This is a genomic window from Thauera sp. SDU_THAU2 (genome assembly GCF_038260575.1).
GTDB lineage: Bacteria > Pseudomonadota > Gammaproteobacteria > Burkholderiales > Rhodocyclaceae > Thauera.
The window spans coordinates 1,939,992-1,965,419 of the sequence record NZ_JBBWUN010000003.1; the positions used below are offsets into that span (position 1 = coordinate 1,939,992).

Genomic DNA, 25,428 nt, shown 5'->3' on the forward strand with positions numbered 1-25,428 from the left:
CTGAAAGGTTCGCAGGCGCCATCGGAGCGCCTCCCAACCCGCATGCACTTATCGTGATCGTCCTAGACCTCTGCTGTAGCCAGGAGCATCGCTTCGAAGGCTGGTTCGCTTCGGCGGAAGCCTTCGAGGAACAGTGTGCCCGCCAACTCGTGAGCTGTCCCGTGTGCGGCAGCACGGCGGTGCGTCGCCTGCCGAGCGCGCCGTACGTGCAGACGCGCCACTCGCCGTCTGCCGGCAATGCCGCCGAGCAAGTGCAGGCAGCGCCAGTCCCCGTTTCTGCCGAGCCCGATCAGCCGCCGCATGCGGTCGCGGAGAACATGCTGCAGATGCTGCGGCACATGTCCCGCAGCGCCGAGAACGTCGGCGACCGCCTGCCGGAAGAGGCACGCCGGATCCATTACGGCGAAGCCGAGGTGCGCAACATCCGCGGCCAGGCCTCGCCGGAGGATGTCGAGGAGCTGATCGATGAAGGCATCCTCGTCGTGCCCCTGCCGCCCGGCGAGGACGAAATCCACTAGAGCCGAACGATAGCGATCACGGCCGCGCGACGATCAGCGGCACCCGCATTTCATCGGCCGTCATGCCGCCGTGCACGCCGATCAGCTCGTGGAGCTTCTCACCCTCGACCTCGTCGACGATGCTCCAGCCAGGCTCCATCAGCAGCACGTGGCTGCCGACCCGCTCCGCCAGCCGGGGATGAGGCTGCCCGGGGCCGAGCAGTCCGGCAGCGATGCAGTCGGCACCGGACATCGGCACGGCACGCCCCCGCAGCGTTTCCTCCGCCCAGCGCTCGAACTCCCGTTCGGCTCCCTGTCTGACCGCGCAGAATGCCAGCCGGCGCTCGCCGAACAGCGGTGCGGCGAGCATCGCGGATGCCTCGCCGTCCGGCGCCAGCTTCAGCGTGCGCTCCGGCGAGCTGTCGATGAAGCCGTGGTCGGCAGTGACGAGGATGCGCGTGCCGCTCCCTGCCAAGCGCTCACAGAGGCGGGCGAACATTCCATCGATCTTGCCGAAGCAGCCCAGCGCCTGGGGCGAACGGCAGCCGTAGGCATGGCACAGCGCATCGAAACTCGGGTAGTAGGCATGGATGAAACCGCCTTCGCGGCCGAGTTCACCGATGGCCTCGAGCAGCACTTCCTCCAGCATTGCCAGGCCGTCGTATGGGCGGATGCGTGCCCCGCGCGCATGGTGCTGCGAATAGGGGGAAAAGGCGATTTGGCTGGGCGAAAGCATCACCGTGGGCCGCTGCGCGGCGCGGAACATCGACGCCTGCCGGAACAGGCGGGTCGCGATACCGGGCGCCAGTGCGCCGCCGCCCCGCAGCTCGAGCGGCAAAGGCGAGATCACGCCGCCGAAGCGAGGGTCGTGAATGAACCAGCCGTTCAGGCCGTGCTCGGCCGGTGAGGCTCCGGTCATCAGCGTGGTGATGGCACTGGCCGTGGTGCTGGGCAAAACCGAAGTCAGCGTGCGCCGATAATGGGCGGCGAGCGCCGAGCCTGCGCCGGCAGCCGAGAGGAAATTCGCACCGAGGCCATCGATCACCAGCAGCACGACGCAGGCCGCTTCGCCTGCCTCGACTTCCGCAGCTTCGAGCCCGGTTCGGGGCCCATGCAGCCACGCCCGCAGATCGCGCGCCAGGCCGTAGATCCCGCCCTGCTCGTAATCGGGCAGGACATGGCCGCAAGGCCAGCGCGGCGCAAGGGAGCGGGCGTGGTTCGATTCCATGCCGGTCGGCGGGCCGTCAGCGCCCGTTCGCGGCCGAACTGCCGGTGCCCGGTGCCGCATGCGCACCGGCCAGGTAGTTCACCACCGCATTGATGTTCTTCTCTCCCAGCTGTGTCACCGCTGCCGTCATCGGCGCGGAAAAGCGCTCGCCGGATTGGGTCAGGTATCGCCGCAGGCTGATGCGCAGATATTCGGCCTGCTGGCCGGCAAGGCGCGGGAAAGTCTCGGCGCCGCCCGCATCGGGCTGGTGGCAGAGCGCACAGTGCTTTTCGTAGAGCCCGGCACCGGCGCCGGCATCCGCCTTCATCTGCGGCGGCGGGGATGAGGCGTAATACAGCGCGATGGCAAGCTTGTCGCGCTCGCTCAGCACTTTCATCAGCCCCTGCATGAAATCGTCCTTGCGCGTGCCGGCGAGGAAGGCTTCGATCTGGGAAAGGATGTAGGCAGGATGCTGGCCTGCCAGATTGGGGACTTCGCCATAGCGGCTGACGCCTTGCTCGCCATGACAGTTCGCACAGAAGAATGCAGCCTTGCGCCCCTCCTCTGCCAGCACCGCACGTTGTGCGTCATCCACCTGCTGAAGCGCCTGGCTGGCGGACTCGGCGCCTGCAGGTGCCGCCAGGACCGCAGTCGGCAAGGCCAGCGAAAGGATTGCAATGGGAAGCCACTTCAGATGCATATTTTTCCGACCCCTGCTCCGGATGGCCAAGATTACACCATTGCCGCGCGTCGATGGACGGGCGCCCACCGGTGTTTCGTCATGGGTGTGACTTTGGTCCGCTATGGCGCAACGCATCGACGACCAGAGAGAAGGCAGGCGAAGGCTGCCTGCGGCTCGGGTAGTACAGATGATAGCCGGCGAACGGCGGGCACCAGTCCTCCAGCAGACGCACCAGGCGCCCTGCCTCGATATGCGCCATCACCTCGTCCTCCGGCAACAGCGTGATGCCCAGCCCATCCAGCGCCGCATCCACCTGGGGCTGTGCGGTGTTGAAGATCAGCTGCCCGTCCACCCTTACGTTCAGCTTGCGGCCCCGGCGCTCGAAATCCCACACGTAGAGCCCGCCCGACGTAGGCATGCGCTGGTTGATGCAGTTGTGCGCCATCAGATCGTGCGGCGTCCTGGGAGCCGGGCGATCGGCCAGATAGGCCGGCGACGCCACCACCGCCATGCGCATCGGCGGGCCGATGGGAATGGCGATCATGTCCTTGTCGATCGTGCTGCCCAGGCGCACGCCCGCGTCGAAGCGGTCGGCGACGATGTCGCGCAGGCTGTAGTTCACGTCGAACTCCAGCTTGATGTCGGGGTATTCGCGCAGCACCGGCGCGAGCCTGGGCAGCAGGATCGTGTGCAGCACGTTGTCGCCGCAGGTGATGCGCACCGTGCCCGAGGGCTTGTCGCGCAGTTCGGTCAATGCATCCAGCTCCGCCTCGATCTCGTCGAAGCGGTTGCCAATGGCATTCAGCAGGCGCTCGCCTGCTGCCGTGGGCGAAACGCTGCGCGTGGTTCGAGTCAGCAGCCGGATCTGAAGCCGCGCTTCGAGACCGCTGATCGACTGGCTCAGGGCCGATTGCGTCACCCCGAGCAGCGCGGCAGCGCGGGTGAAGCTGCCTTCGCGCGCGATGGTGACGAAGGACAGAAGGTCGTTGAGGTTGCGTCTGGCCATGGCGAGCGCTCACACGATTAATTAATTAGTGAGTCTTATATCCTCTTTAAGCATTGATTAGCTAGTCAAGCAGATGCCCAGCGGGGATCATGAATGGCATGAAAAAGCCCGCTTCCCAATCCGTGTGCCGCCTGCGGCGCGGAACGCTGGCCCTGCTGGCCGGCTCGCTGCTGGCAGTCCCGGTCAGCGCATCCGGCGATGCGATCGCCCAATCGCCGCCCGGCAGCTCACCTGCATCCGCCAAGGAATTCCCCATGAAGATCCGCCTGGTCGTCAGCGGGCAAGTCGCCACCGCCACGCTGTACGACAACGCCACCGCCAGGGATTTCGCCTCGCTGCTGCCGCTGTCCCTGACGATGACCGACTACGCCAGCATCGAGCGCGTCGCCGACCTGCCGCGCAAGCTGTCCACTCGGGGCGCCCCCGAGGGCATGGCGCCCGTGGCCGGCGAACTGACCCATTACGCCCCCTGGGGCAACCTGGCGATCTTCATCGAAGGCCGCTCGTGGTCGCGCAGCCTGCTGCCGCTGGGCAAGGTGGACGAAGGCCTGTCCATCCTGGCACGGCCGGGGCCGTATCAACTGCGCATCGAGCGCGCCGAACCCTGAACACACTCACTGCCGTCACCGCGCCCCCCGCAGGGCTGCGCGGGCTTGCCTGCCAAAACATAAAACATCCAACACCCCCACAGCCTTTCATGACGAGTACCCTGATCGACACCCCCGCGGACGACACCGCAACTCCCGGCGAAGTCGCGGCGCAGCCATCCTCCTGGAGCGGCGTTTTCGCCATGTCGGTCTGCGCCTTCGCGCTGATCGCATCGGAATTCCTGCCCGTCAGCCTGCTGACGCCCATCGCCGGCGACCTCGGCATCACCGAAGGCATGGCGGGCCAGGGCATCGCCATCTCGGGCGCCTTCGCCGTACTGACCAGCCTGTTCATTTCGGCGCTGGCAGGCAGCCTGAACCGCAAGACCCTGCTGCTGGGGCTGACCGCGGCGATGGGCGTGTCCGGCGCCATCGTCGCGCTGGCGCCGAACTACTTCACCTACATGCTGGGCCGCGCGCTGATCGGCGTGGTCGTCGGCGGCTTCTGGTCGATGTCGGCGGCAACGGCGATCCGGCTGGTGCCGATACGCCAGGTGCCACGCGCGCTGGCCGTGATCAACGGCGGCAATGCGCTGGCCACTGTGGTGGCCGCGCCGCTGGGCGCCTGGCTCGGCACCGTCATCGGCTGGCGCGGCGCCTTTCTTTGCCTGGTGCCCATCGCGCTGATCGCGCTGGCCTGGCAATGGAAGACGCTGCCGTCCATGCAGGCCGCGGCGCGTACGCCCGGCATCGGCAACGCCTTCAAGGTGTTCACCTTGTTCGGGCGTCCCGGCGTCGCCGCCGGCATGCTGGCCAGCAGCCTGCTGTTCATGGGCCAGTTCTCGCTGTTCACCTATGTGCGCCCCTTCCTCGAAACAGTCACCGGCGTTCATGGTGCAACGATCTCGCTGATCCTGCTCGTGATCGGTGCGGCCGGCTTCATCGGCACCCTGCTCATCGGCCGGGTCCTGCAACGGGGCTTCTACCAGACGCTGATCGTCGTCCCGCTGCTGATGGCGGCGATCGCCGTGGCCCTGCTTGCCTTTGGCGACTGGACGGCTGCCGTCGTCGTACTGTTGGGCCTGTGGGGGCTGACCGGCACGTCGGCGCCGGTGGGCTGGTGGGCATGGATCGCCAAGGTGTTCCCGAAGGATGCGGAAGCAGGCGGCGGCCTGTTCGTGGCGGTCGTGCAGATGTCCATCGCGCTGGGTTCGGTGGTGGGCGGCGTGCTGTTCGACCACAGCGGCTACCAGAGCACCTTCATCGTCAGCGCCGCGCTGCTGGCGATCTCCGCCGGCCTGACATTCATGACGGTGCGCGGTGCGGCGGCTCATGCCGCTTGAACCGGCATGGCGTGCGCCTCCTTCATCAACGACATTGGAGAATCGAAGCATGAATCCGACTTATGACGTCAAGGGCCGATCGAGCGAGTCCTCTCCCGAAATCACCGGCATCGATCAGCCCACCTCCCGCCGGCATTTCATCCAGGGCGCCGCACTCGCCGGCTCGGCAGCGCTTCTTGTCGGACGTCCGGGTCCGGCGCGGGCGGCGTCCAATGCCACCACGGAGGCGAACGGCATGCAACTGATGCAGGGATGGGACAAGACCTTTGCCCGCAGCGACAAGGTCGACCACAGGAAAGTCACTTTCAGGAACCGCTACGGCATCACTCTGGCCGCCGACCTGTACCAGCCGAAGAACAGCAGCGGCAAGCTGGCGGCGATTGCCGTCAGCGGCCCGTTCGGCGCGGTGAAAGAGCAGGCCTCGGGGCTCTACGCGCAAACCATGGCCGAGCGCGGATTCATCGCCCTGGCCTTCGACCCTTCGTATACCGGAGAGAGCGGTGGCGAAACACGCAACATGGCTTCGCCGGACATCAACACCGAGGATTTCAGTGCCGCGGTGGATTTCCTCGGCCTGCTCCCGGAAGTCGATCGCAAGCGCATCGGCGCCATTGGCATCTGCGGCTTCAGCGGCATGGCCCTGACCGCTGCCACCAGTGATTCCCGCATCAAGGCGGTCGCCACGACGTCCATGTACGACATGTCCCGCAGCATGAGCCGTAGCCATGAAGACGGCTACACCATGGAACAGCGCCGCAAGGTCATCGACTACCTCGGCCAACAGCGCTGGGCAGACGCGGAAAGCGGCAAATATGCACTCGGCTACCACGAGCTTCCATTCGACGAAAACGGCCGGCTCGTGAAGGGACAGCGCATCCTGCCCGAAACGCTACCCGCGAACCCCGATCCCGTCCTGGCCGCTTTCTTCGATTACTACAGAACCCCGCGCGGCTACCATCCGAGAAGCATCAATTCGAACACCGCATGGACGGCCACGACTCCCATGTCGTTCTTCAGCTTCCCGATGTATGCAAACATCGAAATGATCTCCCCGCGTCCGATTCTTCTGATCGCAGGTGAAAACGCTCATTCGCGCTATTACTCCGAGGATGTCCATGAAGCGGCTTCCGATCCCAAGGAATTGATGATCGTTGCCAACGCGGATCACGTCGATCTGTACGACCAGGTGGACAAGATTCCCTTCGACCGGATGGCGGAATTCTTCGGCAAGCACCTCGAGTAAGACCGCCGCACCTCGCATGCGGAGCCACGCATGATCGAGGATGAAGCCGCCATCATCACCGGCGCATCGTCCGCCATCGGCAAGGCTGTCGCCAGGCTGCCAGCCCGTCTGGCCATCGCGTCCGAACGCAACGGCCTCCATGCTGTCTCCAATGACGTTGACGGTGGCCAGGGCTCAATGGCGATCCGCGCCACGGTGTCCAGCAGAGGACAACCTCCTGCTTCGGCCCGTCAAACTGTTGCCCCCGGCAGCATGATCGGAGGATACGTCGATGGATCGAAGAAAGTTTCTCGCCGCAGGTGCCGGACTGGGTTCGGCGCTGACTGCCGGATCGCTGCTGTCCGCGATGCCTGTGCAAGCCCGGACGCCGGCGGCCGCTGGCAAGGAGGCCCCCATGCCTGATGCTAGCTCAGCCCGCAAGCGCCGCGTCTTCATCACCGGCTCAGCCGACGGCCTGGGCCATGCCGCGGCCAGGACGCTGCTCGGCGAAGGCCACGACGTTGTCGTGCATGTCCGCTCCCGAGCCAGGCTGACGGCCGTGCAGGAGCTCGTGGATCAGGGTGCTGTCGCCACGATCGGCGACCTGTCGGATATCGCGCAGATCCGCGACCTCGCCGGGCAGGTCAATGCCATCGGCCGGATGGATGCCGTGATCCACAACGCCGGCGTCATCTCTGGCGCACATCTGATGGTGGTCAATGTCGTCGCCCCCTATCTGCTCACTGCCCTGATCCAGCGCCCTCAGCGCCTGATCTACCTCAGCAGCGCGATGCACAAGGGCGGACGTGCCAACCTGGACGGCATCGACTGGTCCGGCCAAACCGCCACCGGCAGCTATTCCGACAGCAAGCTCTTCATCACCGCGCTGACCGCGGCCGTCGCACGGCTGTGGCCCGATGTCCAGCAACGCGGTCAACCCCGGCTGGGTGCCGACCAGGATGGGCGGCCCCAGTGCGCCGGACGACCTGCGGCTGGGGCACCTTACCCAGGAATGGCTCGCCACCAGCGACTATCCCGAAGCGCTGACCAGCGGTGGGTATTGGCACCATCAGCGCCGCGAGGAACCGCATCCTGCAGTCGAGGACATCCAGTTCCAGGATCGTCTGCTGGCCGAACTCGAACGCGCCACCGGTACGAAACTGGCGTGACGGCACTCATGAACAAGCTGCTGCTCCCGCCAAGGCGACAACATGCGCGGTTTCGAGCGCGCCGCCCGAGCTCTGGGACAAGGAACTGCCGCTGCGGCTGGCTTCCGGTTTACTGTGTTATGAAGGGGGTATAAGCTGATCTGGAGACCAAACCGAAAGGGAGGCAAGGATGAAAGCCGTAAAGTTCATGGGAAAAAATGACGTCCGGATTTTTCACGATGTCGAGAAACCGACCCCGAAAGGCGATGAAGTCCTGCTGAAGATCGCCGCCGCGGGTGTCTGCCATTCGGACCTGCATATCATCGACGGCAGCATTCCCGTGCCTCCGGGTTTCACCCTGGGACATGAGAACGCAGGCTGGATCGAGGAAGTCGGCGACAGCGTGACCGGCTTCAAGAAGGGGGATGCGGTGCTGGTCTACGGCCCCTGGGGCTGCGGACATTGCAAGCCCTGCCAGCAGTCCACCGAAAACTATTGCGACCACCAGTCCGAGATGGCGCTGGGCGGCGGCCTGGGTATCGATGGCGGCATGGCGGAATACCTGCTCGTGCCGTCTTCGCGCCTGCTGGTGCCCATCTACGACCTCGACCCATCCATCGCCGCACCGCTCACGGATGCGGCCCTGACGCCCTACTCCGCGATCAGGACTTCACTGGAAAAGCTCACCAGCGACGAATACGTCGTCGTCATCGGCATCGGCGGCCTGGGCCACATGGCGCTGCAGATCCTGTCTTCCGTCTGCGCCTCCACCATCATCGCCTGCGACATCAGTGATGAAAAGCTCGCCTATGCCAAGCAGCACGGTGCGGCCCACGTCATCAATTCCAGGGATGCCGACGCCGCCGAGCAGATCATCAAGATCACCGGCATCAAGAAGGCCAAGGTGGTGCTGGATCTCGTCGGCAACACTGCGACCGTCAAGCTGGCCGCTTCGGTGGTCGGCTTGAACGGTGACATGACCATCGTCGGCCTGGGCGGCGCCCACCTCGACTGGCAGGCAATGGGCGTCGTGCCCTTCGGCGTGAACCTCAAGAATCCCTACTGGGGCTCACGTGCCGAACTGATGGAAGTCGTCGGCCTTGCCCGGCAGGGCAAGCTGCACCTCGAGGTGGAGAAATTCCCGCTGGATCAGGCCGTCGAGGTGTACGACAAGCTGGAACACGGCAAGATCAAGGGGCGCGCGGTACTGATCCCTTGACGCCTCAGGTCCTGTTTCCCCTCTGCCCATGAAGTACGGCCGACAGCCGTCTTTCATGGGCTTTTTTGCATCGGCAAACCTGAATGAGCACCAAAACACTCAGACTCAATTTCCCGCAATGGCAAGGCGGTACCGAACCCGCTTACCGCTTCGGCTCTGAACTGCTGTGCTGGCTGATGCCCGCGCACGAGGGGCCGGAAGAAACGGTCGAGGTGCCCGCTGCGGACGGGCAGCCGCTTCAGATCGAACAGGGCATCAAGGCCCGCACGGCCCTGCTGTCACAGGCCCGCGCCGCCCGCGCGGCCATCGAGCGGCACCAGCCCGAGCGCATCGTCGTGCTCGGCGGCGACTGCCTCGTCGATCTTGCCCCCATGGCCTACCTGAACCGCATTCACGACGGCAGGCTGGGCGTGCTGTGGATCGATGCCCACCCCGACGTCATGAGCACTGCCGAGTTCTCGCACGCCCATGCCCACGTCTTGGGCATGCTGCTGGGCCGCGGCGACGAGGAATTCACTGCCGAAGTCGAGCGCAAGCTGGATCCGGCGCGCGTGATGATCGCCGGCATGAGCGCCTGGACCGAGGCCGAAGGCCGCATTCTCCAGGAGCTGGGTGTGCGGCATACTCCCGCTGCCGATCTCGCCGACAGCAGCCAGCCGATCCTGGACTGGATCGCCGCCGAAGGCATCACCCACCTGGCCGTGCATTTCGATCTGGACGTGCTCGACGCCGCCCACTTCTCGCCACTGCTGTTCAACAAGCCCGAGCAGCCGGAAGGCACGTTCGACGGCATCGTCCAGGGCACGATGCGGTTGGGGCAAGTCATCCGCCTGCTGCAGGACGTCAGCGGCGCCTGTGACGTGGTCGGGCTCGGCATCGCGGAGTTCCTGCCCTGGGACATGCTGCGGCTCAGGGAGGCGCTGGCCGGTCTGCCGATCATGCGGGGATGAGGGCTATCGCCCGTGGGTGGAGCTGGCGGCAATGATCCTGCCCATGAGCCGGTGCAGATCGCTGCGATGGCCGCTGCGCGCGGCCGAGGCACTGTCGTCCGAAGTCATCACCACCGTCAGGTTCAGCCGCGGCACGACATAGAGCATCTGCCCGCCGTAGCCCCAGCCATAACGCACCTGCTCGCCGGCAAATTCGGTCAGGAACCAGCCATAACCGTGGCCGTCGCCCGTCCATGGCGAGCGCGTGCGCTGCTGCCACGAAGCGGCGATCCACTCGCGCGACAGCACGCGCTCGCCCGAACGGGTCACGCCGCCGCTGCGATACAGCTCGCCGAAGGCCAGCAGCGAGCGCGGACTCATGGCCATCTCGTTGCCGCCGAGATGAATGCCTTGCGGATCGCGCGTCCAGGCGGTGATCGCGAACTCTTCGAGCGGTCCCAGCCAGTCGCGCGCCAGTTGCAGCGTCGAACGGCTCGTGCGGCGACTCAGGATGGCCGACAGCAGGTGCGTGGAACCGGTGGAGTAGATCATTCGCCCGCCGGGCTCGTCCTCGAAAGGCCGGGCCAGTGCGGCACGCACCCAGTTGCGGCTCGCCACCCAGGGGCCGTACCGGGGACCGGAAGTCGATCCCAGCCCTGCCTGCATGGACAGCAGGTGGCCGATCGTCAGCCGCTGCATGCGCGGATCGGGGTCGGCCGGCAGATCGCGCGCGAGCAAGGGCGCCACCGCCTGGTCGGTGCCTTCGAGCACGCCCTTGTCGATCGCGATGCCGACCAGGGCTGAGATCACCAGCTTGGAGGCCGACTTGATGTTGGTCGATGCCGTGGTGGTGTGGCCCCGGTAGCCGCGCTCGGCCACGATCTCGCCCTCGTGGGCGACGATAACGGTCTGCAGCGGTGTCAGCGATTCGGCGTCGTCGAGAATCCCGTCCAGTGCAGCGACGAGGCTGCCCTCGTCCACTGCAGCAGAGCTGGCCATGTCGCCCTGGGCACGAACGGTACCGGCAGTCGCTTGAGCCGATGCAAGCGGAGCCACGCAAGCCATCGAAAGCATCTGGATGGACAGGGCAATGAACATGGACCGCACTGACGACCTCTTTCCTGTGAGCCGCCGACGCCGGCGTGCCGAGGAAGGACCGCGGCGCCCGGCAGGGGTTCAAGCGGCGCTGCGGCCGCCCCGCTTCACGCCTTCACAGGTCTGGACGACTGGAACTCGGCGCGCAGCCTGCGCGTGGGCACCACACCGTTCTTGACCGCCAGAATTTCAGCCATCACGCTCACCGCGATCTCCGCAGGTGTTTTGCTGCCTATGTAGAGACCCACCGGCGAATGCAGGCGCTGCACGGACGCTTCCGTCTCGTCGAAGTGTTCGATGAAGCGCTGCGTGCGGCTGTTCGCGTTGCGCCGCGAGCCGATGGCGCCGACGTAGAACGCCGGGCTGTGCAATGCTTCGAGCAGCGCCATGTCGTCGAGCTTGGGATCGTGGCTCAGGGCGACGATGCAGCTACGAGCGTCGGGGGCAAAAATGCGCACGGCGTCGTCGGGCATTTCGGTGGTGATGTGCACGCCGGCCACGGCCCAGGTATCCCGGTGTTCGGCACGCGGATCGCACAGCGTCACGGCGAAGTCGTTGAACAGCGCCATCGTCGCCACGTATTCGGCCAGTGCGCCGGCGCCGATCAGCAGCATCCGGTACTGCGGCCCGAAGGTGCTTGACAGCATGGTGCCGTCGAAATGCAGCGGCTCGGGCGCGCTGGCCGCTTTCAGGCTCGCTGCGCCGGAGCGGCAATCCACCGTGCGGCGGACGAGTTGCCCTGCTTCCAGGCGCCGCACCAGCTCATCGAGCGCGGCAGGATCCGGTTCGAACTCCAGCAGCAGCTCCAGCGTACCGCCGCACGGCAGGCCGAAGCGGTGCGCTTCGTCGGCAGTCACGCCATAGCGCACCAGCCTGGGCGCCGAGCACGGCATGCCCGGGCCGCCATAGACCGTGGTGTAGCCGTGGATCAGATCGTCCTCGATGCAGCCGCCCGAAACCGAGCCGATGCAGCGGCCGTCCTCGCGCAGCGCCATCATCGAGCCGGGCGGCCGCGGCGACGAGCCCCAGGTCTTGACCACCGTGGCCAGCATCAGCCGGTGTCCGGCGACATGCCAGTCGCGCGCGGCGCGCAGCACGCGCACGTCGACGCTTTCCATCAGACTGCTCCCCGGGTTTCGAGCAGGGCCTCGGCCCGTGCCAGATCGTCCAACGTGTCGATGTCCAGGACGATGCCCTCATCGTCCAGCTCCATGTCCAGCACCCTCCCCGCCTGCCGCTGCGCCCGCACGACGGCAGCCGCACCCGCATCGCCCCTCAGTGCCATCAGCGCCGTGCGGCATTCGCGGCCGAAGCCGACCGGGTGGCCTTGCCGTGCATTCCAGAACGGCACGACCACCGGCTGTGAAGCCAGGCCCTCCGCCACCCGCAGCAGGCTGCGGGCGTCGACTAGCGGCAGATCGCCCGGCAGGATCAGCCAGCCGGCGGCATCGGTCGTGGCAGCGACGCCGCGGGCGATGGAGTCGCCCATGCCATCCGTGCCGTTTGCAGGCCGCACGACATGGCAAGCCAGGCCCGATGCGGCGACGCTGCGCAGCACATGCTCGAGCACCGGCACGCCGGCCAGCAGCGCATCGAGCTTGTGCGTGCTGTCGCCGGAGCGGGCGAAGCGCTCGCCCCGCCCGGCAGCCAGCACGATCACGGTGGGCGCTTGCTGCACGTCGCGCTATGCCACCCTGCGCACCGGCAGGCTGCGCACGCGCTTGCCGGTGGCGGCGAAGATTGCATTGCACAGCGCAGGCGCTACCGGCGGCACCGGCGGTTCGCCGACGCCGCCGGGCGGCAGCTCGTGGTCGTCGTTGACCAGGTGGGTGCGGATCACGCGCGGCGAGGCCTGGTGGCGCAGCACTTCGTAGTCGTGGAAGTTGCTCTGCCTGACCCTGCCGTTCTCGAAGCTGATCTCGCTGGCAAGCGCCAGGCTCAGGCCCATGATCGCGCCGCCTTCCATCTGCGCGCGGATGCGCTCGGGCTTGATCTGCGGGCCGCAGTCCAGCGCCATGTCCACCGCCACCACCTGCACTTCGCCGCTGGCATCCACCTTCACCTCGACCACCGTGGCGGTGTAGCTCATGAAGCTGTAGCAGAACGCCAGGCCCAGGCCGTGCCCTGCGGGCAGCTCGCGGCCCCAGCCGGCGCCCTCGCATGCGGCCTCGATCACGCCGCGCAGGCGGCCGGTGTCGTAGGGGTAGCGCTCGGGCGACTCGGTGTAGTTCCAGGTATCGGCCATCATGCCGGGGTCGATCCTGCGCGCCGGGCCGATCAGGTCGAGCGCGAACTGGCGGTGATCCTTGCCGGCACGATGCGCCAGTTCGGCGATGAAGCACTGCGCCGCAAAGGCGTGCGGGATGTTCGCCACCGAGCGGAACCAGCCGATGCGCGCATGGGCCGCCACTTCGGCGGTTTCCACCCGCACGTTCGGGATCACATACGGCATGTTGATCGCCGACATCGCCGATTCGGTGATTTGCTGTCCCTTAGCGCCTTCGACGAACAGCGAAGCAATCGTCGGCGAGGCGCTGCGGTGCAGCCAGGACTGCACCTGGCCGCTGCCGTCGATGACGGCTTCCAGGCGTTCGATCGAGACGGTGTGCAGGTAGTCGTGGTGGATGTCGTCCTCGCGCGTCCATACCAGCTTGACCGGCGTGCCTTCGGGCATGGCCTGGGCGACGATGGCCGCCTCATCGACGAAGTCCGGCTTGGATTTGCGGCCGAAGCCGCCGCCCAGCAGCAGCACGTTGACCTTGACCTTCTCCGGCTCGAGTTTCAGCCGCCGGGCCACGGCGGCCTGCGCCGCGGCGGGGTTCTGCACCGAGGTCCAGACTTCGGCACGGCCGTCCTCGATCCGCACGGTGGCGACCGGCGGCTCCATCGACGCATGGGCCAGATGCGGAATGTAGTATTCGGCAGCCAGACGCTCGGCTTCCGGCGCCTTCGCCCAGGCCTCCGCGACATTGCCCTGGTCGCGCATCAGCTTGCCGGGCACGCGCGATGCGGCTTCCAGTTCCTGGCGGTAGGCGACGGAATCGTAGCTGCCGTTGGGGCCGTCGTCCCATTCGATTTCCAGCACGTCACGGCCCTGGATGGCGGCCCAGGTATTGCGCGCGACCACGGCGATGCCGCCCAGCGGCTGGAAGGCCGGCGCGCCCTGGAAAGCGGGAATCTCTACCAATTTCAGCACGCCGGGCACGGTCAGCGCCTTGCTGCCATCGAATTTCCGCAGCTTGCCGCCGACCACCGGCGGGCGTGCCACCACGGCGTAGACCATGCCGGGCAGGCGCATGTCCATGCCATAGACGGCCTCGCCCTTGCCGATCGCTTCCAGGTCGACCAGCCTCACCTTGTCCTTGCCGATGTAGCGGAAATCCTCCCGTGCCTTGAGCTTCAGGGCGTCGGCCGTTGGCACCGGCTGCCGTGCCGCGTCGGCCGCCAGTTCGCCAAAGCCCAGGCGCCGGCCGCTGGGCTCGTGCAGCACCTCGTGTTGCACCGCCCTGACTTCGGACACCGGCACCGACCAGCGCACCGCCGCAGCCGCTTCGAGCATCTGCCGTGCCGCCGCCCCCACGCGCCGCATCGGCATCAGGAAGTGGCGAACGCTGCGCGAGCCATCGACGTTCTGGTTGCCGTAGCGCCCCTCGTCCGCCCCGGCCTGCACCACCTCGACGCGCTCCCAGAGCGCCTCCATCTCGTCGGCCACCACCATCGGCAGGCTGGTGCGCACGCCGGTGCCCATCTCGGCGCGGTGGGCGACGATGGTCACGGTGCCGTCTTCGGCGATCGAGACGAAGACCAGCGGATCGTCCACCGTGCCGCCGGGCATGGAATCGGCGCCATATTTCGGCACTTCGGCATCGGCAGCCCTGACCAGCCCGCTCGAGGTGACGGCCAGGGTCAGCACACCGAGGCTGCCCTGCAGGAAGGCGCGCCGGGAAAGTCGCACGGTCGCAGTCATTGCCGGCCCCCCGAAACCAGGCTGCCCGCTGCCTGCTTGATGGCGGCGCGGATGCGCGGGTAGGTGCCGCAACGACAGATGTTGCCGCTCATGGCATCGTCGATCTGCTGCTCGGTGGGCGCCGGCGTGCTCTTCAGCAGACTCACCGCGGTCATGATCTGGCCGGCTTGGCAGTAGCCGCACTGGGCGACGTTGTTCTCCACCCAGGCCTGCTGCACCGCCTGGCCGATGCGGTCGGCCTCCATGCCTTCGATGGTCGAAATCTCGCGTCCGGCCGCAGCCGAGACCGGCGTGACACAGGCGCGCACCGGCTGACCATCTATGTGGACCATACAGGCGCCGCATACCGAGATGCCACAGCCGAACTTGGTGCCGGTCATGCCGAGCTCGTCGCGTAGGGCCCACAGCAAGGGCATGTCGTCCGGCACGTCGACCTTCCTGGTCTGGCCGTTGACTTGGAGATGTGTCATTGGCGAACTCCTCTGGGGGTAAGCGCACGGGGCGCAGATTATGCGAGCCTGTGTTTCGAAGCGGCTCTTGTTCGAGTCCGAGGATTTTCCCCGAAAACCTCTGCTTTGATAAATTAGCGACACTAATGACGGCTGTAAGCACTCGTCAGCCGCAGCGCGCCGAGCATGAGTGTGCAGCCAGTCGACGCCCATTGCAGGCATCCACAGCGGCGCCGGGATCGTGGGCCGGCACCAGGCAGCGCCATGCCGGTCGCAACCGCGCCCGGCGTGCGAGGCTCACTCGTTCGCGGAAAGGCTTGCCAGATGCCGCTCCAGCGCCTCGCCCGCCCGGGAGGCGGCTCCGGTGTCCACGCGTTCGGCCAGCACCTGGATGAGTTGGCGCAATTGACCCGCCGTCAGGCCCGTATTCACGCTGATGCGCATGTGCGCCTGCAGCTGCGATTCCGCGCCGGGCAGCGCCGACAGCATGCCGACGGTGGCCAGCTCGCGGCTTTGCCAGTCGAGGTTGTCGCGCTCGAAGATGTCGCCGAACAGGTGCGCGCGCAGGTATTCGTTCGCCGTGGGCGCGAAGTCGAACAGCGGCCCCGCGACCGGCCCGCCCGAGAGCGTGGTCTGGTTGGCCGTACCGGCGGCAAGCAAGGCATCGCCCTTGGGAATGGGGCGGCTGGGGTCGCGGCCTGGTGCATCCTGGATGCCGCGCTGCTTGCGCGCTTCAAGCACCTTCATCAATTCGCCCAGGGCGTTGAGGCTGCGCGGGAAGCCGGCGTAAGCGTAGAGCTGCACCAGAATTTCCTTGGCGTCGCTCACCGTCATGCCGGCGTCCAGCCCCTGGTTCAACGCGGCGTTGAGTTTGGCCATATCGCCTTCGGCGGCAAAGGCAGCAATGGGCACGATGGCCTGCTGGCGCGCGTTCAGGGTGTCGGAAACACTGCTTGACGTCTGGTTCATGGGCTGGGTCTCCTGTGCGTGGACGGTGGAGATCATCGCCACAGCCAACGCCAAGGCTGCGGCCAGGACGCCCGAACCGTGACGTGCGCCGCGGCGCTCAACGGGCCTCGTACTGCTCATCGGAAACTTTCTCCATCCATGTGACGTTCTTGCCATCGACCGTACCGGTCACGGCCAGGTGGGTCATTGCAGTGTCGGGCGCAGCGCCGTGCCAATGCTTGACGCCGGGCGGGCACCAGACCACGTCGCCTGGCCGGATGAGCTGCACGGGCTTGCTCCACTCCTGGGTCAGGCCGACGCCGGATGTCACCACCAGGCGCTGGCCCGCGGGATGCGTGTGCCAGGCCGAGCGTGCGCCCGGCTCGAAGGTCACCAGGCCGCCGGATGCGCTGATGCCCTCGTCGGCGGGCCACACGGGATCGATCCGCACGCGGCCGGTAAAGTACTCGGTGGGTCCGGCAGCCGAGGGCTGCTCTCCCGCGCGAATGATCTGCTGTGCGCTGGCAGAGGCGGCGGATGCGCCGGCTTGCGGCTCTGCGGCAGCGACCAGAGTGGCATGCAGCGCCGTCGTGCACAGGATGAGTTTGACGAGAGCGTTCATGGTTTTCCCTTTCAGATGTGAACGAAGTGGGTCAGCCACGCAGCGGCCCGGCGAGGTACTGCTCGTCGGTGACGTGCTCCAGCCACTCGACGTTCTTGCCGTCCAGGGCTTCCTGGATAGCGATGTGCGTCATGGCTGTGGTAGGCGAAGCGCCGTGCCAGTGCTTGTGCCCCGGCGGACACCAGATGACATCGCCGGCTCGGATTTCGGCGATGGGCCCGCCCTCGCACTGCGTCCAGCCGCAGCCGGCAGTGACGATGAGGGTCTGCCCCAGCGGATGGGTGTGCCAAGCCGTACGTGCACCGGGCTCGAATGTGACTGCGGCGCAGGACACGCGAGCCGGTTCGGGCGGACTGCTCAGAGGGTCAATGCGAACCGTGCCGGTAAAGCACTCGGCAGGACCTTTCATGGAAGGTTGTGATCCAGCGCGTTTGAGCTCCATCGCGGTTCCTCTCAATGTGATCCAGATAGAACTGTATGGCGCGCCTCATTGATGGAGAAGTCCGTAAAATCGATATACGATGGTGCAACGGATTCACCAATGGCAAAAGAGAATCTCAACGACTTGCAAGCCTTCGTCGCCGTGGCCCGAGAGCGCAGCTTCACCCGCGCTGCAGCGCAGTTGGGGCTGTCGCGTTCGGCACTGAGTCATGCAATGTCGGCCCTGGAAGCCCGGCTCGGTGTGCGGCTGCTGACGCGTACCACTCGCAGCGTGTCCACGACGGAAGCCGGCGCCAGGCTGCTGGACGCAGTGGCCCCTCGCATCGATGAGATCGAACGGGAACTGGGGGCCCTCAATGCCATGCGCGACAGACCCGCCGGCACGGTGCGCATCACCGCGCACGACCATGCCATCCACACCGTGCTCTGGCCAAGGCTGCTGCCATTACTCGAGGAATACCCCGACATCCGCGTCGAATTCAGCGTGGACTATGCATTCATCGACATTGCGGCCCACCGCTTCGATGCGGGCGTGCGCGTAGGCGACCGCGTGGATAAGGACATGATCGCCGTGCGCATCGCGCCGGACCTGCGCATGGCCGTTGCGGCGTCACCGAGCTATCTGGCACAGAGGCCACTGCCACGCTCGCCGCACGATCTCACCGAGCACCATTGCATCAACCTGCGCCTTCCCACTCACGGCGGCCTGTATGTCTGGGACTTCGAGAAAGATGGACAGGAGATCAACGTGCGCGTGGGCGGCCAGGCCACCTTCAACAACACGTTCCTGATGCTTCAGGCAGCACTGGACGGCATGGGTTTTGCTTTTGTGCCCCTGGATATCATGCAGCCGCATATCGAGGCTGGCCGGCTGCTGCCGGTGCTGGAGGACTGGTGGCCGACTTTCCCGGGCTATCACCTGTATTACGCGAATCGCAAACAGATCGCGCCAGCGCTTTCCTTGGTGATCGAGGCATTACGATGGGATGCGAGCAAGATCACAAAACTCCAATAGCTGCTCTAAACGCTCACAAAAGTCTGCCTCCCGAAGCCGCCTCCCGCAACAGCCAGTCCCGGAATGCCCGCAGCTTCGGCATGCCGGCGCTTTCCGGCCGATACACGACGTAGTAGGCCAGCTCGGAAGCGAAGCGGATCCCGGGGAACAGCCGCAGCACCCGGCCGGATGCCAGATCGTCGTGGGCCATCACGCTGCGGGCGAGCGCCACGCCCCGGCCCTCGATCGCAGCCTGCAGGACTGCCGCGGAGTTGTTGATTCTCAGCCCGCGTGAAGCCGCCACACCGGCCACCTCCATCTTCTGCAGCCACGCCTCCCAGGTCGGGAAGCCCGCATGGCCATCCATCGACAGGTCATGGATCAGCGTGACGCGGCCGAGATCTCCCGGCTCGTGCAAAGGCTGGCTGCGCAGCAGCTCGGGCGAGCACACCGGGTAGATCTCCTCGTCCATCAGCTTCTCCGCCACCAGTCCCTGCCAGCTTCCCGCACCGTAGCGCACGCCGATATCCACGCGCTGGGCAACGAAATCGACCGGTTTGAGGTTCGTTTCCAGGCGCAGGTCGGTATCCGGGCATGCGGCCTGGAAGCGCTCGAAGCGCGGCAGCAGCCACTTGGCGGCAAAAGCCGGGCTGACGGTGACGGTCAGCACTCCGCCGCCGGCGCCTTCCTTCAGCCGTTCGAGGCCGATCGCCAGGCGATCGAAGCCGGCCCGGATGTCGGGCAGCGCTCGCAAGGCCGCATCGGTGGCAACGAGCCTGGCTCGGCCGCTGCTGCTGCGGATGAACAAGGGCGTCCCGAGCCATTCCTCCAGGCCGCGAACGAGCTGGCCCACGGCAGCGGGCGTGACGTTCAGTTCCTGCGCGGCAGCCAAAAAGCTCCGATACCGGGCGCTGGCTTCGAATGCGCGCAAGGCATTGAGATGAACGGGCAGTTTCATTACGGGAAAGTTTTTCTTTCAATGACAGACACTTTATCTCATTTGCCGCCCGCAGGAAGTCGGCGAAGAATCTGCGCCCAGCTGCCAGCCGGCAGGTAATGGAGAGACTTCAAATGAACGATCAATTCAAGGGCAAGAAGCTGCTCGTCGTCGGCGGCAACAGTGGCATCGGCCTGCAGACGGCACGCATGGTGATCGCCGGCGGCGGCAGCGCGGTGATCGTCGGCAGGAACGCGGAGAAAACCGAGCAAGCACGCAAGGAGCTGGCTGCACGGGGCCAGGCCTGGGCCTTGACCGCAAACCTCGGCAGCAGCGAAAGCCTCACCGCACTGCTCGACATCATCGACGAGCAGCACGCCGACATCGACCTGCTGGTCAATGCAGCAGGCGTGTTCTTCCCCAAGCCTTTCCTGGAGCACTCGGAAGCCGACTACGACCAGTACATGAAGCTGAACAAGGCCTTCTTCTTCATCACCCAGAAGGTCGCCGCCAATCTGGTTACCAGAGACAAGCCGGGCGCGATCGTCAACATCGGCTCGATGTGGGCCAGGCAGGCCATCGCTGCCACGCCGTCTTCCGCCTATTCGATGGCCAAGGCCGGCCTGCATTCGCTGACCCAGCACCTGGCGATGGAGCTCGCCCCCAGGCAGATCCGCGTCAATGCGGTGTCACCGGCCGTGGTCGAAACCCCGATCTACGAAGGCTTCATTCCCAAGGCAGAAGTGCCCGAAGCCTTGCAAGGCTTCAACAGCTTCCACCCCATCGGCCGTGTCGGCACACCGCAGGACGTCGCCGAGGCCGTCGTCTTCCTGCTCTCGGACAAGGCGGGCTGGGTGACGGGCGCAGTCTGGGATGTCGACGGCGGCGTCATGGCTGGCCGCAACTGACCACGACGTACGCAGACAGTCGCATACACTTTCGGCGCAGGACCCCATTCTGGAGTCCGGCCTCACCCCAAAGGAGACAAGGATGGAAATGCAGAACTGGAACACCTATCGCGATGCACTGATGGAACGCATCGGCGATTTCGGCTCCCTGAATCCGGAAGTGATCAAAGGTTTCGCGGCGCTCGACGGCGCTGCGGCCAAGGGGAGACATCTGGACCCCAAAGTACATGAGTTGATTGCCCTGGCCGTGGCAGTGACCACGCGCTGCGACGGCTGCATCTCGGTGCACACCCAGAAAGCCGTCGAACACGGCGCGACCCGTGAGGAAATCGCCGAGGCACTGGGCGTGGCGATCGCCCTGAACGCGGGCGCCGCCCTCGTCTATTCCGCGCGCGTGCTCGATACCCACGCACAGTTGCCCAAGCTCTGAGCCATATCGGGCGTGCGTTGCCGGCTTTATCTGCCTGCTGCGTGCGCCCACTGCCGAAAACATCTCGATGCTGATTAATGCCGACTTTTCCCGCCCGGCCATCGTCGCCGCCGACCAGTACCACTGGGTGGCCTCGCCACAGAGCGGCGTCGAGCGCGTGATGCTGGATCGCGTGGGCGCCGAGCAGGCCCGCGCAACCAGCATCGTGCGCTACGCCCCAGATTCCTGGTTTCCGCGCCATCCGCACTCCGGCGGTGAGGAAATTCTCGTGCTGTCCGGCACCTTCTCCGAAGACGATGCCCACTATCCGGCGGGCTGGTATCTGCGCAATCCGCCCGGCTCGAACCACCAGCCGTCCAGCAAGGAAGGCGCCACCATCTTCGTCAAGCTTCAGCAGATGCAGCCGCAGGAGCGGCACGCCGTGCGTATCGACACACGCGCCGAATCATCTTGGCACAACGAAAACGGACGCCATATCTGCTCCCTGTTCTCCGATGACGTCGAGCAGACCAGCCTGCAGCGGCTGGAACTAGATGAAGCCTTGTTCACTGCACCAGTGAGCGGTGCCGAACTACTGGTTCTGAGCGGCAATGTCCTGGCGGACGGCGAGTCCTATCAACGGGGCAGTTGGATGCGTCTGCCTGCAGGCCAGTATCCCGGGATCGTTGCCGGGTCGCATGGCACGACTGTTTATCTCAAGATCGCTCGCCTTGGCAAAACGCCGATAGAAGCATGACCATGCGAAGAACGGCACGCATCGCCATCGTAGGCGGGGGCCTGGCCGGGCTATACGCGGCGCATCTGTTGGAGCACAAGGGCATTCACAACTATGTCGTTCTCGAAGCGCGTGATGGCTGGGGTGGTCGGATCGCGTCCACACCCGCGGTCGCGGGTGGGGCACCACAAGACCACTTCGACCTTGGCCCAACATGGTTCTGGCCCGATTATCAGCCGCAACTCGATCACCTCATCGACAGCCTTGGCCTGAAACGCTTCGCTCAGTCCGAGGATGGAGATATGGTCGTCGAGCGGGCACCAGACGGCGCACCTGTGCGAATGCGTGTTTCCCTTGCGTCGCCCCCCTCCATGCGACTGGAGGGTGGGATGGGCGCACTGGTCGACGCATTGCGACTCGGCTTGGCCTCGGGAAATCTCATGCTCGGCCAGCGCGTGCAGCGCCTTCACTGCGATGGCCATCATGTGGAAGTGGATGCCGAGGATGCCCAAGGGCAGTCCAGCCTCTACCAGGTCGAGCATGTTCTCCTGGCTGTTCCGCCGCGCTTGGCGTTGGCACTGATCGGCTTCTCGCCATTGCTTCCCGAGTCCCTGATACGTGCGTGGCGCGGCACGGCTACATGGATGGCGCCACACGCCAAGTACCTTGCCCTTTATGACGAGCCCTTCTGGCGCGCACAAGGCCTGTCGGGTGAAGCACGTAGTACCCGGGGGCCACTGGGTGAAATCCATGATGCTTCGATGCCCGGCGGCGGTGCAGCATTGTTCGGTTTTTTTGGCGTACCTGGACACGTGCGCCGTGGCGTTCCCGAAGATGTGCTGCGCGCCTACTGCCGTGCCCAGTTCACACGCTTGTTTGGCGAACGGGCTGCGGCACCGAAGGCGGATTTCATCAAGGACTGGGCTGCCGATCCGTGGACGGCCACCAATGCTGATCAGGATGGACCCGGCCGTCACGGTATGGCACCTCCCGCCAACGCTGCCGAAGGCGTGTGGAAGAAGCACATCACCGGTATCGCCAGCGAATGGTCATCGCAGTTTCCAGGCTATCTTGCCGGAGCCATCGAGGCGGCGACGAATGGCATCAACACGATTTTGGATCAACGGACATGAAGACGACCTACCGCGCCATGCAGGCAACCCGCCTAGGGCTACTGGAGTTGGTGGAGCGCAAGACACCTGTGCCTGATACAGGCCAGGTATTGATCGCAGTGGAAGCCTGTGGTGTCTGCGGTGCCGATGCCCTGGACGTCGACCGGGCCGATCCGGCATTGCAACCGCCGCGCGTACCCGGGCATGAAGTTGTCGGGCGCATCGTTGCGCTTGGCGCTGGTGTTCCAGCGCGCTGGAAACTGGGCCAGCGCGTGGGCGTGGGTCGCCTTGGCGGCCACTGCACCGAATGCACACAGTGCAGGCAGGGGCGCTTCCAGCTCTGCGAGAACCAGCCGGTCGTGGGAGCCAGTTGCGACGGCGGCTATGCCGAGATGATGCTGGCCCGAAGCACAGGCCTGGTCGCCATTCCCGACGAACTGAGGTCGGAAGAAGCTGCGCCCATTCTGTGCGCCGGCATCGCCACCTTCAACGCGCTGAAGAAATGTGGTGCCCAGGCCGGCGACACGGTGGCCATCCTGGGCATCGGCGGATTGGGACACATGGCGCTGCAGTATGCTCACCGCATGGGATTCAAGGTGATCGCCATTGGGCGCGGTGAAGACATTGCGGCGGATGCCCTGGCGCTTGGCGCACACGTCTACATCGACAACCGCGAGGAAGATGCCACGGCCCGACTCAAGAGCATGGGGGGCGCACAGGCGATCATGACCATGATCGACCATGCCGATTCCGTATCGGCATTACTGCCAGGCCTCGCTCCCGAGGGACGCCTGGTCGTACTCAATCCCGGCAAGAGCCCGCTGCAGGTTCCTGCAGGCCTGCTGGTCGGCGGGCAGCGCAGCATCGTTGGTTCGATCACCGGCACCCCCTATGACAACGAAAAGGCGCTGAACTTCAGCGTGCTGGTGGATGTGCGTCCACGCATCGAGATCCTGCCCCTGGAACGGGCCAACGAGGCGTTGGGCAAACTGAGGTCCGGTGACGTCAGGTTCCGCATGGTGCTGACCACTGAGCCCCCGATCGATCACGCAGGGATTGGCGATTGAATCAGAAATTTCCAAGGAGACATTTTCATGACGCGGTATCTGTCGGGCGTCGGTTGTCTTGCTGCAATCATTGCTGCAGCGGCGCCACCCGTGCTCGCCGAGGAGTTTGCTCCCTATGGATCGGCCAAGGTCGATCTGCGAGAGACGCTGGCAACCGACGTCGTATTCGACGTCAACTATGCCGAGCCGCAACAACTTCATGGCCTGTACAACTATATCAAGAACATGCAGCAGGCCACCAAGGGCAAGGCGGTGGTGCTCACGCGCGGCCCCGAGTTACGCGTCTTCGCCAAAGAGAACTACATGGAGTACCAGGACATCGTTGACAGGATGGCTGGCCTGGCGAAGGAAGGCGTGGAGTTCAGGATGTGCGGTAACGCCATGAAGGCTGCCGGATTCCAGGCAGAGGACATGCACGGCTTCATCACAGTGGCAGCGGCAGGCGGCTTTCCTGAACTGGTCTACTGGATGGGCCAGGGCTACAAGGTCATCAACCAGGCAGTCAACCCGGCCCCACTGCCGGTCAGGGACGCACGCTATCTCGATCAGCCTGAGCTCAGGAAGTAAGCCGCCAGCAGCAGAACAAGAATGACCTCGAGTCCGACAACTAACATGAACGACGAATTGCCTGAAAAGATTCAGCGCGGAAACATCTGGCGGCTGTCCATCGCCCAAGCCTTGGCGGGTGCAAACTCGGTGGTGGTGTATGCCACGGGCGCCATCGTGGGTGACATGCTCGCCCCTTCACCCATGCTGGCTACGCTGCCTATCTCCATCTTCGTGGTGGGTATGGCTGCGTGCATCCTGCCCGTTGGGGCCATCACTCGGCGGCATGGCCGGCGAACCGCCTTCCTGGCAGGAACCGGCGCAGGAGTGCTGGCAGGCCTGCTGGCCATGATCGCCGTGATCATGAGCTGGTTCTGGCTGTTCTGCCTGGCGACTTTCTTCGGTGGCAGCTACGCTGCCGTGGTGTTGTCCTTTCGCTTTGCGGCGGCCGACGGCGTGGCACCGTCTCGGCGTGCTCGTGCGCTGTCACTGGTCATGGCCGGAGGCGTAGCGGCGGGAGTGGTGGGTCCCCAACTCGTGACATGGACGATGGACTGGTGGCTCCCTCACACGTTTGCCGCCACCTTCCTCGTGCAGGCCGCAGTCGCGGCCGTCTCGGCCTTCATCCTGCTGGGAGTGAAGCTCCCCATGCCCACTGCAGAAGAGATCGCCGGCGGGCGGCCTCTATCGATGATCGCTCGCCAACCGCGCTTCGTCGCCGCCGCCATCTGCGGTGCGGTGTCCTACATGCTGATGAACTTCCTGATGACTGCCGCACCGCTGGCGATGCACCACGTCGGTCATTCCCAGGCCTCGGCCAACCTGGGCCTGCAGTGGCATGTCATCGCCATGTATGCGCCCAGCTTCTTTACTGGCAGCCTGATTACTCGCTTCGGAGCCGGGCGCGTGGCAACGGTTGGGCTGGCGCTGACGGGCCTGTCCGCCGCCGCCGGCTTGGGTGGCGTGGATGTCGTGCACTTCTGGGCGATGTTGAGCCTGCTGGGAGTGGGCTGGAACTTCGGCTTCCTTGGCGCATCCGCCCTGGTGCTGGAATGCCATCGCACCGAGGAGAAGACGCGCGTACAGTCACTCAACGATTTCATCATTTTCGGCCTGATGGCGATCGGCTCATTCTCGTCAGGCGGAGTGCTTTCGGCCTATGGCTGGAGCACGGTGTTGTGGGTGTCCTTCGTGCCACTGGCCTTGTCCGTTGTCATGCTGGGCATTGCAATGAGAAACGGTAGAGGAAATCCCGCCAATTAGCAGAGACATTGTCCCGAGCGGATGGCTCCGTCTTCCGCAGTACCGAGTGACGGAGCCATTCCCGATTCGCGCCCGCAATTTCTTCGCTCTTCCA

The 25,428-nt window shown here is 65.4% G+C and carries 28 protein-coding genes and 1 pseudogene; 17 read left to right on the forward strand and 12 right to left on the reverse strand.

Features of this window, described 5'->3' with window-relative positions:
• Positions 1-53 precede the first annotated feature (53 nt).
• Positions 54-518, forward strand: coding sequence for a DUF1178 family protein (locus AAFL97_RS10440; protein WP_341644844.1), 465 nt, complete (start codon positions 54-56; stop codon positions 516-518).
• Positions 519-534: 16 nt separating this feature from the next.
• Here the strand turns inward: AAFL97_RS10440 and AAFL97_RS10445 are convergent, their stop codons facing one another.
• The 3 genes from AAFL97_RS10445 to AAFL97_RS10455 form a co-directional block, all read right to left on the reverse strand.
• On the reverse strand, positions 535-1,725 hold the full coding sequence (locus tag AAFL97_RS10445) for an alkaline phosphatase family protein (protein WP_341644845.1): 1,191 nt from the start codon (positions 1,723-1,725) through the stop codon (positions 535-537).
• A gap of 16 nt (positions 1,726-1,741) precedes the next feature.
• Positions 1,742-2,299, reverse strand: a complete 558-nt coding sequence (locus tag AAFL97_RS10450; RefSeq protein ID WP_341644846.1) for a c-type cytochrome — start codon at positions 2,297-2,299, stop codon at positions 1,742-1,744.
• 184 nt (positions 2,300-2,483) lie between these two features.
• The gene (locus tag AAFL97_RS10455) at positions 2,484-3,392 is read right to left on the reverse strand and encodes a LysR family transcriptional regulator (RefSeq protein WP_341644847.1); all 909 of its coding nucleotides are present in this window, start codon (positions 3,390-3,392) and stop codon (positions 2,484-2,486) included.
• A gap of 98 nt (positions 3,393-3,490) precedes the next feature.
• Between AAFL97_RS10455 and AAFL97_RS10460 the strand changes: the two genes are divergently transcribed.
• From AAFL97_RS10460 to AAFL97_RS10495, 8 genes and pseudogenes are all read left to right on the forward strand, one after another.
• On the forward strand, positions 3,491-4,000 hold the full coding sequence (locus AAFL97_RS10460; RefSeq protein ID WP_341644848.1) for a cyclophilin-like fold protein: 510 nt from the start codon (positions 3,491-3,493) through the stop codon (positions 3,998-4,000).
• A gap of 89 nt (positions 4,001-4,089) precedes the next feature.
• Complete coding sequence (locus AAFL97_RS10465; protein WP_341644849.1) at positions 4,090-5,322, forward strand: MFS transporter; 1,233 nt, start codon at positions 4,090-4,092, stop codon at positions 5,320-5,322.
• 49 nt (positions 5,323-5,371) lie between these two features.
• A complete protein-coding gene (locus AAFL97_RS10470; protein ID WP_341644850.1) occupies positions 5,372-6,565 on the forward strand; it encodes an alpha/beta hydrolase in 1,194 nt (397 codons plus the stop codon).
• A 30-nt stretch (positions 6,566-6,595) separates the two neighbouring features.
• Positions 6,596-6,967, forward strand: coding sequence for a hypothetical protein (locus AAFL97_RS10475; RefSeq protein WP_341644851.1), 372 nt, complete (start codon positions 6,596-6,598; stop codon positions 6,965-6,967).
• Positions 6,960-7,391 (forward strand): annotated as a pseudogene (locus AAFL97_RS24625) (SDR family NAD(P)-dependent oxidoreductase); the annotation flags it as partial. The gene AAFL97_RS10475 and the pseudogene AAFL97_RS24625, both read left to right, overlap by 8 nt.
• A 70-nt stretch (positions 7,392-7,461) precedes the next feature.
• Positions 7,462-7,713, forward strand: a complete 252-nt coding sequence (locus AAFL97_RS10485) for a hypothetical protein (protein ID WP_341644853.1) — start codon at positions 7,462-7,464, stop codon at positions 7,711-7,713.
• A gap of 169 nt (positions 7,714-7,882) precedes the next feature.
• The gene (locus AAFL97_RS10490) at positions 7,883-8,911 is read left to right on the forward strand and encodes an NAD(P)-dependent alcohol dehydrogenase (RefSeq protein ID WP_341644854.1); all 1,029 of its coding nucleotides are present in this window, start codon (positions 7,883-7,885) and stop codon (positions 8,909-8,911) included.
• A gap of 83 nt (positions 8,912-8,994) precedes the next feature.
• Entirely contained in the window at positions 8,995-9,861 is an 867-nt protein-coding gene (locus AAFL97_RS10495; protein WP_341644855.1) for an arginase family protein, read from the forward strand.
• Positions 9,862-9,864: 3 nt separating this feature from the next.
• Here the strand turns inward: AAFL97_RS10495 and AAFL97_RS10500 are convergent, their stop codons facing one another.
• The 8 genes from AAFL97_RS10500 to AAFL97_RS10535 form a co-directional block, all read right to left on the reverse strand.
• Positions 9,865-10,839 carry a serine hydrolase domain-containing protein gene (locus AAFL97_RS10500; protein WP_341644856.1) on the reverse strand — a complete coding sequence of 325 codons (975 nt, stop codon included), beginning with the start codon at positions 10,837-10,839 and terminating at the stop codon, positions 9,865-9,867.
• A gap of 203 nt (positions 10,840-11,042) precedes the next feature.
• Positions 11,043-12,053: an XdhC family protein gene (locus AAFL97_RS10505; protein WP_341644857.1), complete on the reverse strand. Its 1,011-nt coding sequence runs from the start codon at positions 12,051-12,053 to the stop codon at positions 11,043-11,045.
• Positions 12,053-12,613 carry a nucleotidyltransferase family protein gene (locus AAFL97_RS10510; protein WP_341644858.1) on the reverse strand — a complete coding sequence of 187 codons (561 nt, stop codon included), beginning with the start codon at positions 12,611-12,613 and terminating at the stop codon, positions 12,053-12,055. The genes AAFL97_RS10505 and AAFL97_RS10510 overlap by 1 nt, the downstream gene beginning before the upstream one ends.
• Before the next feature lie 6 nt (positions 12,614-12,619).
• Positions 12,620-14,902 (reverse strand): xanthine dehydrogenase family protein molybdopterin-binding subunit, encoded by a 2,283-nt coding sequence (locus AAFL97_RS10515; RefSeq protein ID WP_341644859.1) that lies wholly within the window; start codon positions 14,900-14,902, stop codon positions 12,620-12,622.
• Positions 14,899-15,372 carry a (2Fe-2S)-binding protein gene (locus tag AAFL97_RS10520; RefSeq protein ID WP_341644860.1) on the reverse strand — a complete coding sequence of 158 codons (474 nt, stop codon included), beginning with the start codon at positions 15,370-15,372 and terminating at the stop codon, positions 14,899-14,901. The genes AAFL97_RS10515 and AAFL97_RS10520 overlap by 4 nt, the downstream gene beginning before the upstream one ends.
• A 276-nt stretch (positions 15,373-15,648) precedes the next feature.
• Positions 15,649-16,356 carry a carboxymuconolactone decarboxylase family protein gene (locus tag AAFL97_RS10525; protein ID WP_341647137.1) on the reverse strand — a complete coding sequence of 236 codons (708 nt, stop codon included), beginning with the start codon at positions 16,354-16,356 and terminating at the stop codon, positions 15,649-15,651.
• Between the two features lie 61 nt (positions 16,357-16,417).
• Positions 16,418-16,921 (reverse strand): (R)-mandelonitrile lyase, encoded by a 504-nt coding sequence (locus AAFL97_RS10530; RefSeq protein WP_341644861.1) that lies wholly within the window; start codon positions 16,919-16,921, stop codon positions 16,418-16,420.
• A gap of 31 nt (positions 16,922-16,952) precedes the next feature.
• A complete protein-coding gene (locus AAFL97_RS10535) occupies positions 16,953-17,363 on the reverse strand; it encodes a (R)-mandelonitrile lyase (RefSeq protein WP_341644862.1) in 411 nt (136 codons plus the stop codon).
• Between the two features lie 99 nt (positions 17,364-17,462).
• Between AAFL97_RS10535 and AAFL97_RS10540 the strand changes: the two genes are divergently transcribed.
• Positions 17,463-18,377 (forward strand): LysR family transcriptional regulator, encoded by a 915-nt coding sequence (locus AAFL97_RS10540; protein WP_341644863.1) that lies wholly within the window; start codon positions 17,463-17,465, stop codon positions 18,375-18,377.
• 13 nt (positions 18,378-18,390) lie between these two features.
• On the opposite strand, the gene gcvA is transcribed toward AAFL97_RS10540, so the two are convergent.
• Complete coding sequence (gene gcvA / locus AAFL97_RS10545; protein WP_341644864.1) at positions 18,391-19,314, reverse strand: transcriptional regulator GcvA; 924 nt, start codon at positions 19,312-19,314, stop codon at positions 18,391-18,393.
• 113 nt (positions 19,315-19,427) lie between these two features.
• Here gcvA and AAFL97_RS10550 point away from each other — a divergent pair, with 113 nt between their 5' ends.
• From AAFL97_RS10550 to AAFL97_RS10580, 7 genes are all read left to right on the forward strand, one after another.
• Positions 19,428-20,201 carry an SDR family NAD(P)-dependent oxidoreductase gene (locus AAFL97_RS10550; protein ID WP_341644865.1) on the forward strand — a complete coding sequence of 258 codons (774 nt, stop codon included), beginning with the start codon at positions 19,428-19,430 and terminating at the stop codon, positions 20,199-20,201.
• Positions 20,202-20,283: 82 nt separating this feature from the next.
• Entirely contained in the window at positions 20,284-20,631 is a 348-nt protein-coding gene (locus AAFL97_RS10555; RefSeq protein WP_341644866.1) for a carboxymuconolactone decarboxylase family protein, read from the forward strand.
• Between the two features lie 67 nt (positions 20,632-20,698).
• Positions 20,699-21,367, forward strand: a complete 669-nt coding sequence (locus AAFL97_RS10560) for a cupin domain-containing protein (RefSeq protein WP_341644867.1) — start codon at positions 20,699-20,701, stop codon at positions 21,365-21,367.
• The gene (locus AAFL97_RS10565) at positions 21,364-22,479 is read left to right on the forward strand and encodes a flavin monoamine oxidase family protein (RefSeq protein ID WP_341644868.1); all 1,116 of its coding nucleotides are present in this window, start codon (positions 21,364-21,366) and stop codon (positions 22,477-22,479) included. Before AAFL97_RS10560 ends, AAFL97_RS10565 begins: the two co-directional genes overlap by 4 nt.
• The gene (locus AAFL97_RS10570; protein WP_341644869.1) at positions 22,476-23,525 is read left to right on the forward strand and encodes an alcohol dehydrogenase; all 1,050 of its coding nucleotides are present in this window, start codon (positions 22,476-22,478) and stop codon (positions 23,523-23,525) included. Before AAFL97_RS10565 ends, AAFL97_RS10570 begins: the two co-directional genes overlap by 4 nt.
• A 27-nt stretch (positions 23,526-23,552) precedes the next feature.
• Positions 23,553-24,092 (forward strand): DsrE family protein, encoded by a 540-nt coding sequence (locus AAFL97_RS10575; protein ID WP_341644870.1) that lies wholly within the window; start codon positions 23,553-23,555, stop codon positions 24,090-24,092.
• 45 nt (positions 24,093-24,137) lie between these two features.
• On the forward strand, positions 24,138-25,334 hold the full coding sequence (locus AAFL97_RS10580) for an MFS transporter (protein ID WP_341644871.1): 1,197 nt from the start codon (positions 24,138-24,140) through the stop codon (positions 25,332-25,334).
• Positions 25,335-25,428 lie beyond the last annotated feature (94 nt).

Excerpts from the sequence above, each read along its gene's own strand:
- AAFL97_RS10465 (WP_341644849.1), top strand. The coding sequence starts at position 4,090 with ATGACGAGTACCCTGATCGACACCCCCGCGGACGACACCGCAACTCCC.
- AAFL97_RS10485 (WP_341644853.1), top strand. The coding sequence starts at position 7,462 with ATGTCCAGCAACGCGGTCAACCCCGGCTGGGTGCCGACCAGGATGGGC.
- AAFL97_RS10535 (WP_341644862.1), bottom strand. The coding sequence starts at position 17,363 with ATGGAGCTCAAACGCGCTGGATCACAACCTTCCATGAAAGGTCCTGCC.
- AAFL97_RS10490 (WP_341644854.1), top strand. The coding sequence starts at position 7,883 with ATGAAAGCCGTAAAGTTCATGGGAAAAAATGACGTCCGGATTTTTCAC.
- gcvA (WP_341644864.1), bottom strand. The coding sequence starts at position 19,314 with ATGAAACTGCCCGTTCATCTCAATGCCTTGCGCGCATTCGAAGCCAGC.
- AAFL97_RS10500 (WP_341644856.1), bottom strand. The coding sequence starts at position 10,839 with ATGGCCAGCTCTGCTGCAGTGGACGAGGGCAGCCTCGTCGCTGCACTG.
- AAFL97_RS10505 (WP_341644857.1), bottom strand. The coding sequence starts at position 12,053 with ATGGAAAGCGTCGACGTGCGCGTGCTGCGCGCCGCGCGCGACTGGCAT.
- AAFL97_RS10580 (WP_341644871.1), top strand. The coding sequence starts at position 24,138 with ATGAACGACGAATTGCCTGAAAAGATTCAGCGCGGAAACATCTGGCGG.
- AAFL97_RS10530 (WP_341644861.1), bottom strand. The coding sequence starts at position 16,921 with ATGAACGCTCTCGTCAAACTCATCCTGTGCACGACGGCGCTGCATGCC.
- AAFL97_RS10475 (WP_341644851.1), top strand. The coding sequence starts at position 6,596 with ATGATCGAGGATGAAGCCGCCATCATCACCGGCGCATCGTCCGCCATC.
- AAFL97_RS10525 (WP_341647137.1), bottom strand. The coding sequence starts at position 16,356 with ATGATCTCCACCGTCCACGCACAGGAGACCCAGCCCATGAACCAGACG.
- AAFL97_RS10555 (WP_341644866.1), top strand. The coding sequence starts at position 20,284 with ATGGAAATGCAGAACTGGAACACCTATCGCGATGCACTGATGGAACGC.
- AAFL97_RS10570 (WP_341644869.1), top strand. The coding sequence starts at position 22,476 with ATGAAGACGACCTACCGCGCCATGCAGGCAACCCGCCTAGGGCTACTG.
- AAFL97_RS10495 (WP_341644855.1), top strand. The coding sequence starts at position 8,995 with ATGAGCACCAAAACACTCAGACTCAATTTCCCGCAATGGCAAGGCGGT.
- AAFL97_RS10470 (WP_341644850.1), top strand. The coding sequence starts at position 5,372 with ATGAATCCGACTTATGACGTCAAGGGCCGATCGAGCGAGTCCTCTCCC.
- AAFL97_RS10565 (WP_341644868.1), top strand. The coding sequence starts at position 21,364 with ATGACCATGCGAAGAACGGCACGCATCGCCATCGTAGGCGGGGGCCTG.
- AAFL97_RS10455 (WP_341644847.1), bottom strand. The coding sequence starts at position 3,392 with ATGGCCAGACGCAACCTCAACGACCTTCTGTCCTTCGTCACCATCGCG.
- AAFL97_RS10515 (WP_341644859.1), bottom strand. The coding sequence starts at position 14,902 with ATGACTGCGACCGTGCGACTTTCCCGGCGCGCCTTCCTGCAGGGCAGC.
- AAFL97_RS10575 (WP_341644870.1), top strand. The coding sequence starts at position 23,553 with ATGACGCGGTATCTGTCGGGCGTCGGTTGTCTTGCTGCAATCATTGCT.
- AAFL97_RS10520 (WP_341644860.1), bottom strand. The coding sequence starts at position 15,372 with ATGACACATCTCCAAGTCAACGGCCAGACCAGGAAGGTCGACGTGCCG.
- AAFL97_RS10560 (WP_341644867.1), top strand. The coding sequence starts at position 20,699 with ATGCTGATTAATGCCGACTTTTCCCGCCCGGCCATCGTCGCCGCCGAC.
- AAFL97_RS10445 (WP_341644845.1), bottom strand. The coding sequence starts at position 1,725 with ATGGAATCGAACCACGCCCGCTCCCTTGCGCCGCGCTGGCCTTGCGGC.
- AAFL97_RS10540 (WP_341644863.1), top strand. The coding sequence starts at position 17,463 with ATGGCAAAAGAGAATCTCAACGACTTGCAAGCCTTCGTCGCCGTGGCC.
- AAFL97_RS10460 (WP_341644848.1), top strand. The coding sequence starts at position 3,491 with ATGAAAAAGCCCGCTTCCCAATCCGTGTGCCGCCTGCGGCGCGGAACG.
- AAFL97_RS10550 (WP_341644865.1), top strand. The coding sequence starts at position 19,428 with ATGAACGATCAATTCAAGGGCAAGAAGCTGCTCGTCGTCGGCGGCAAC.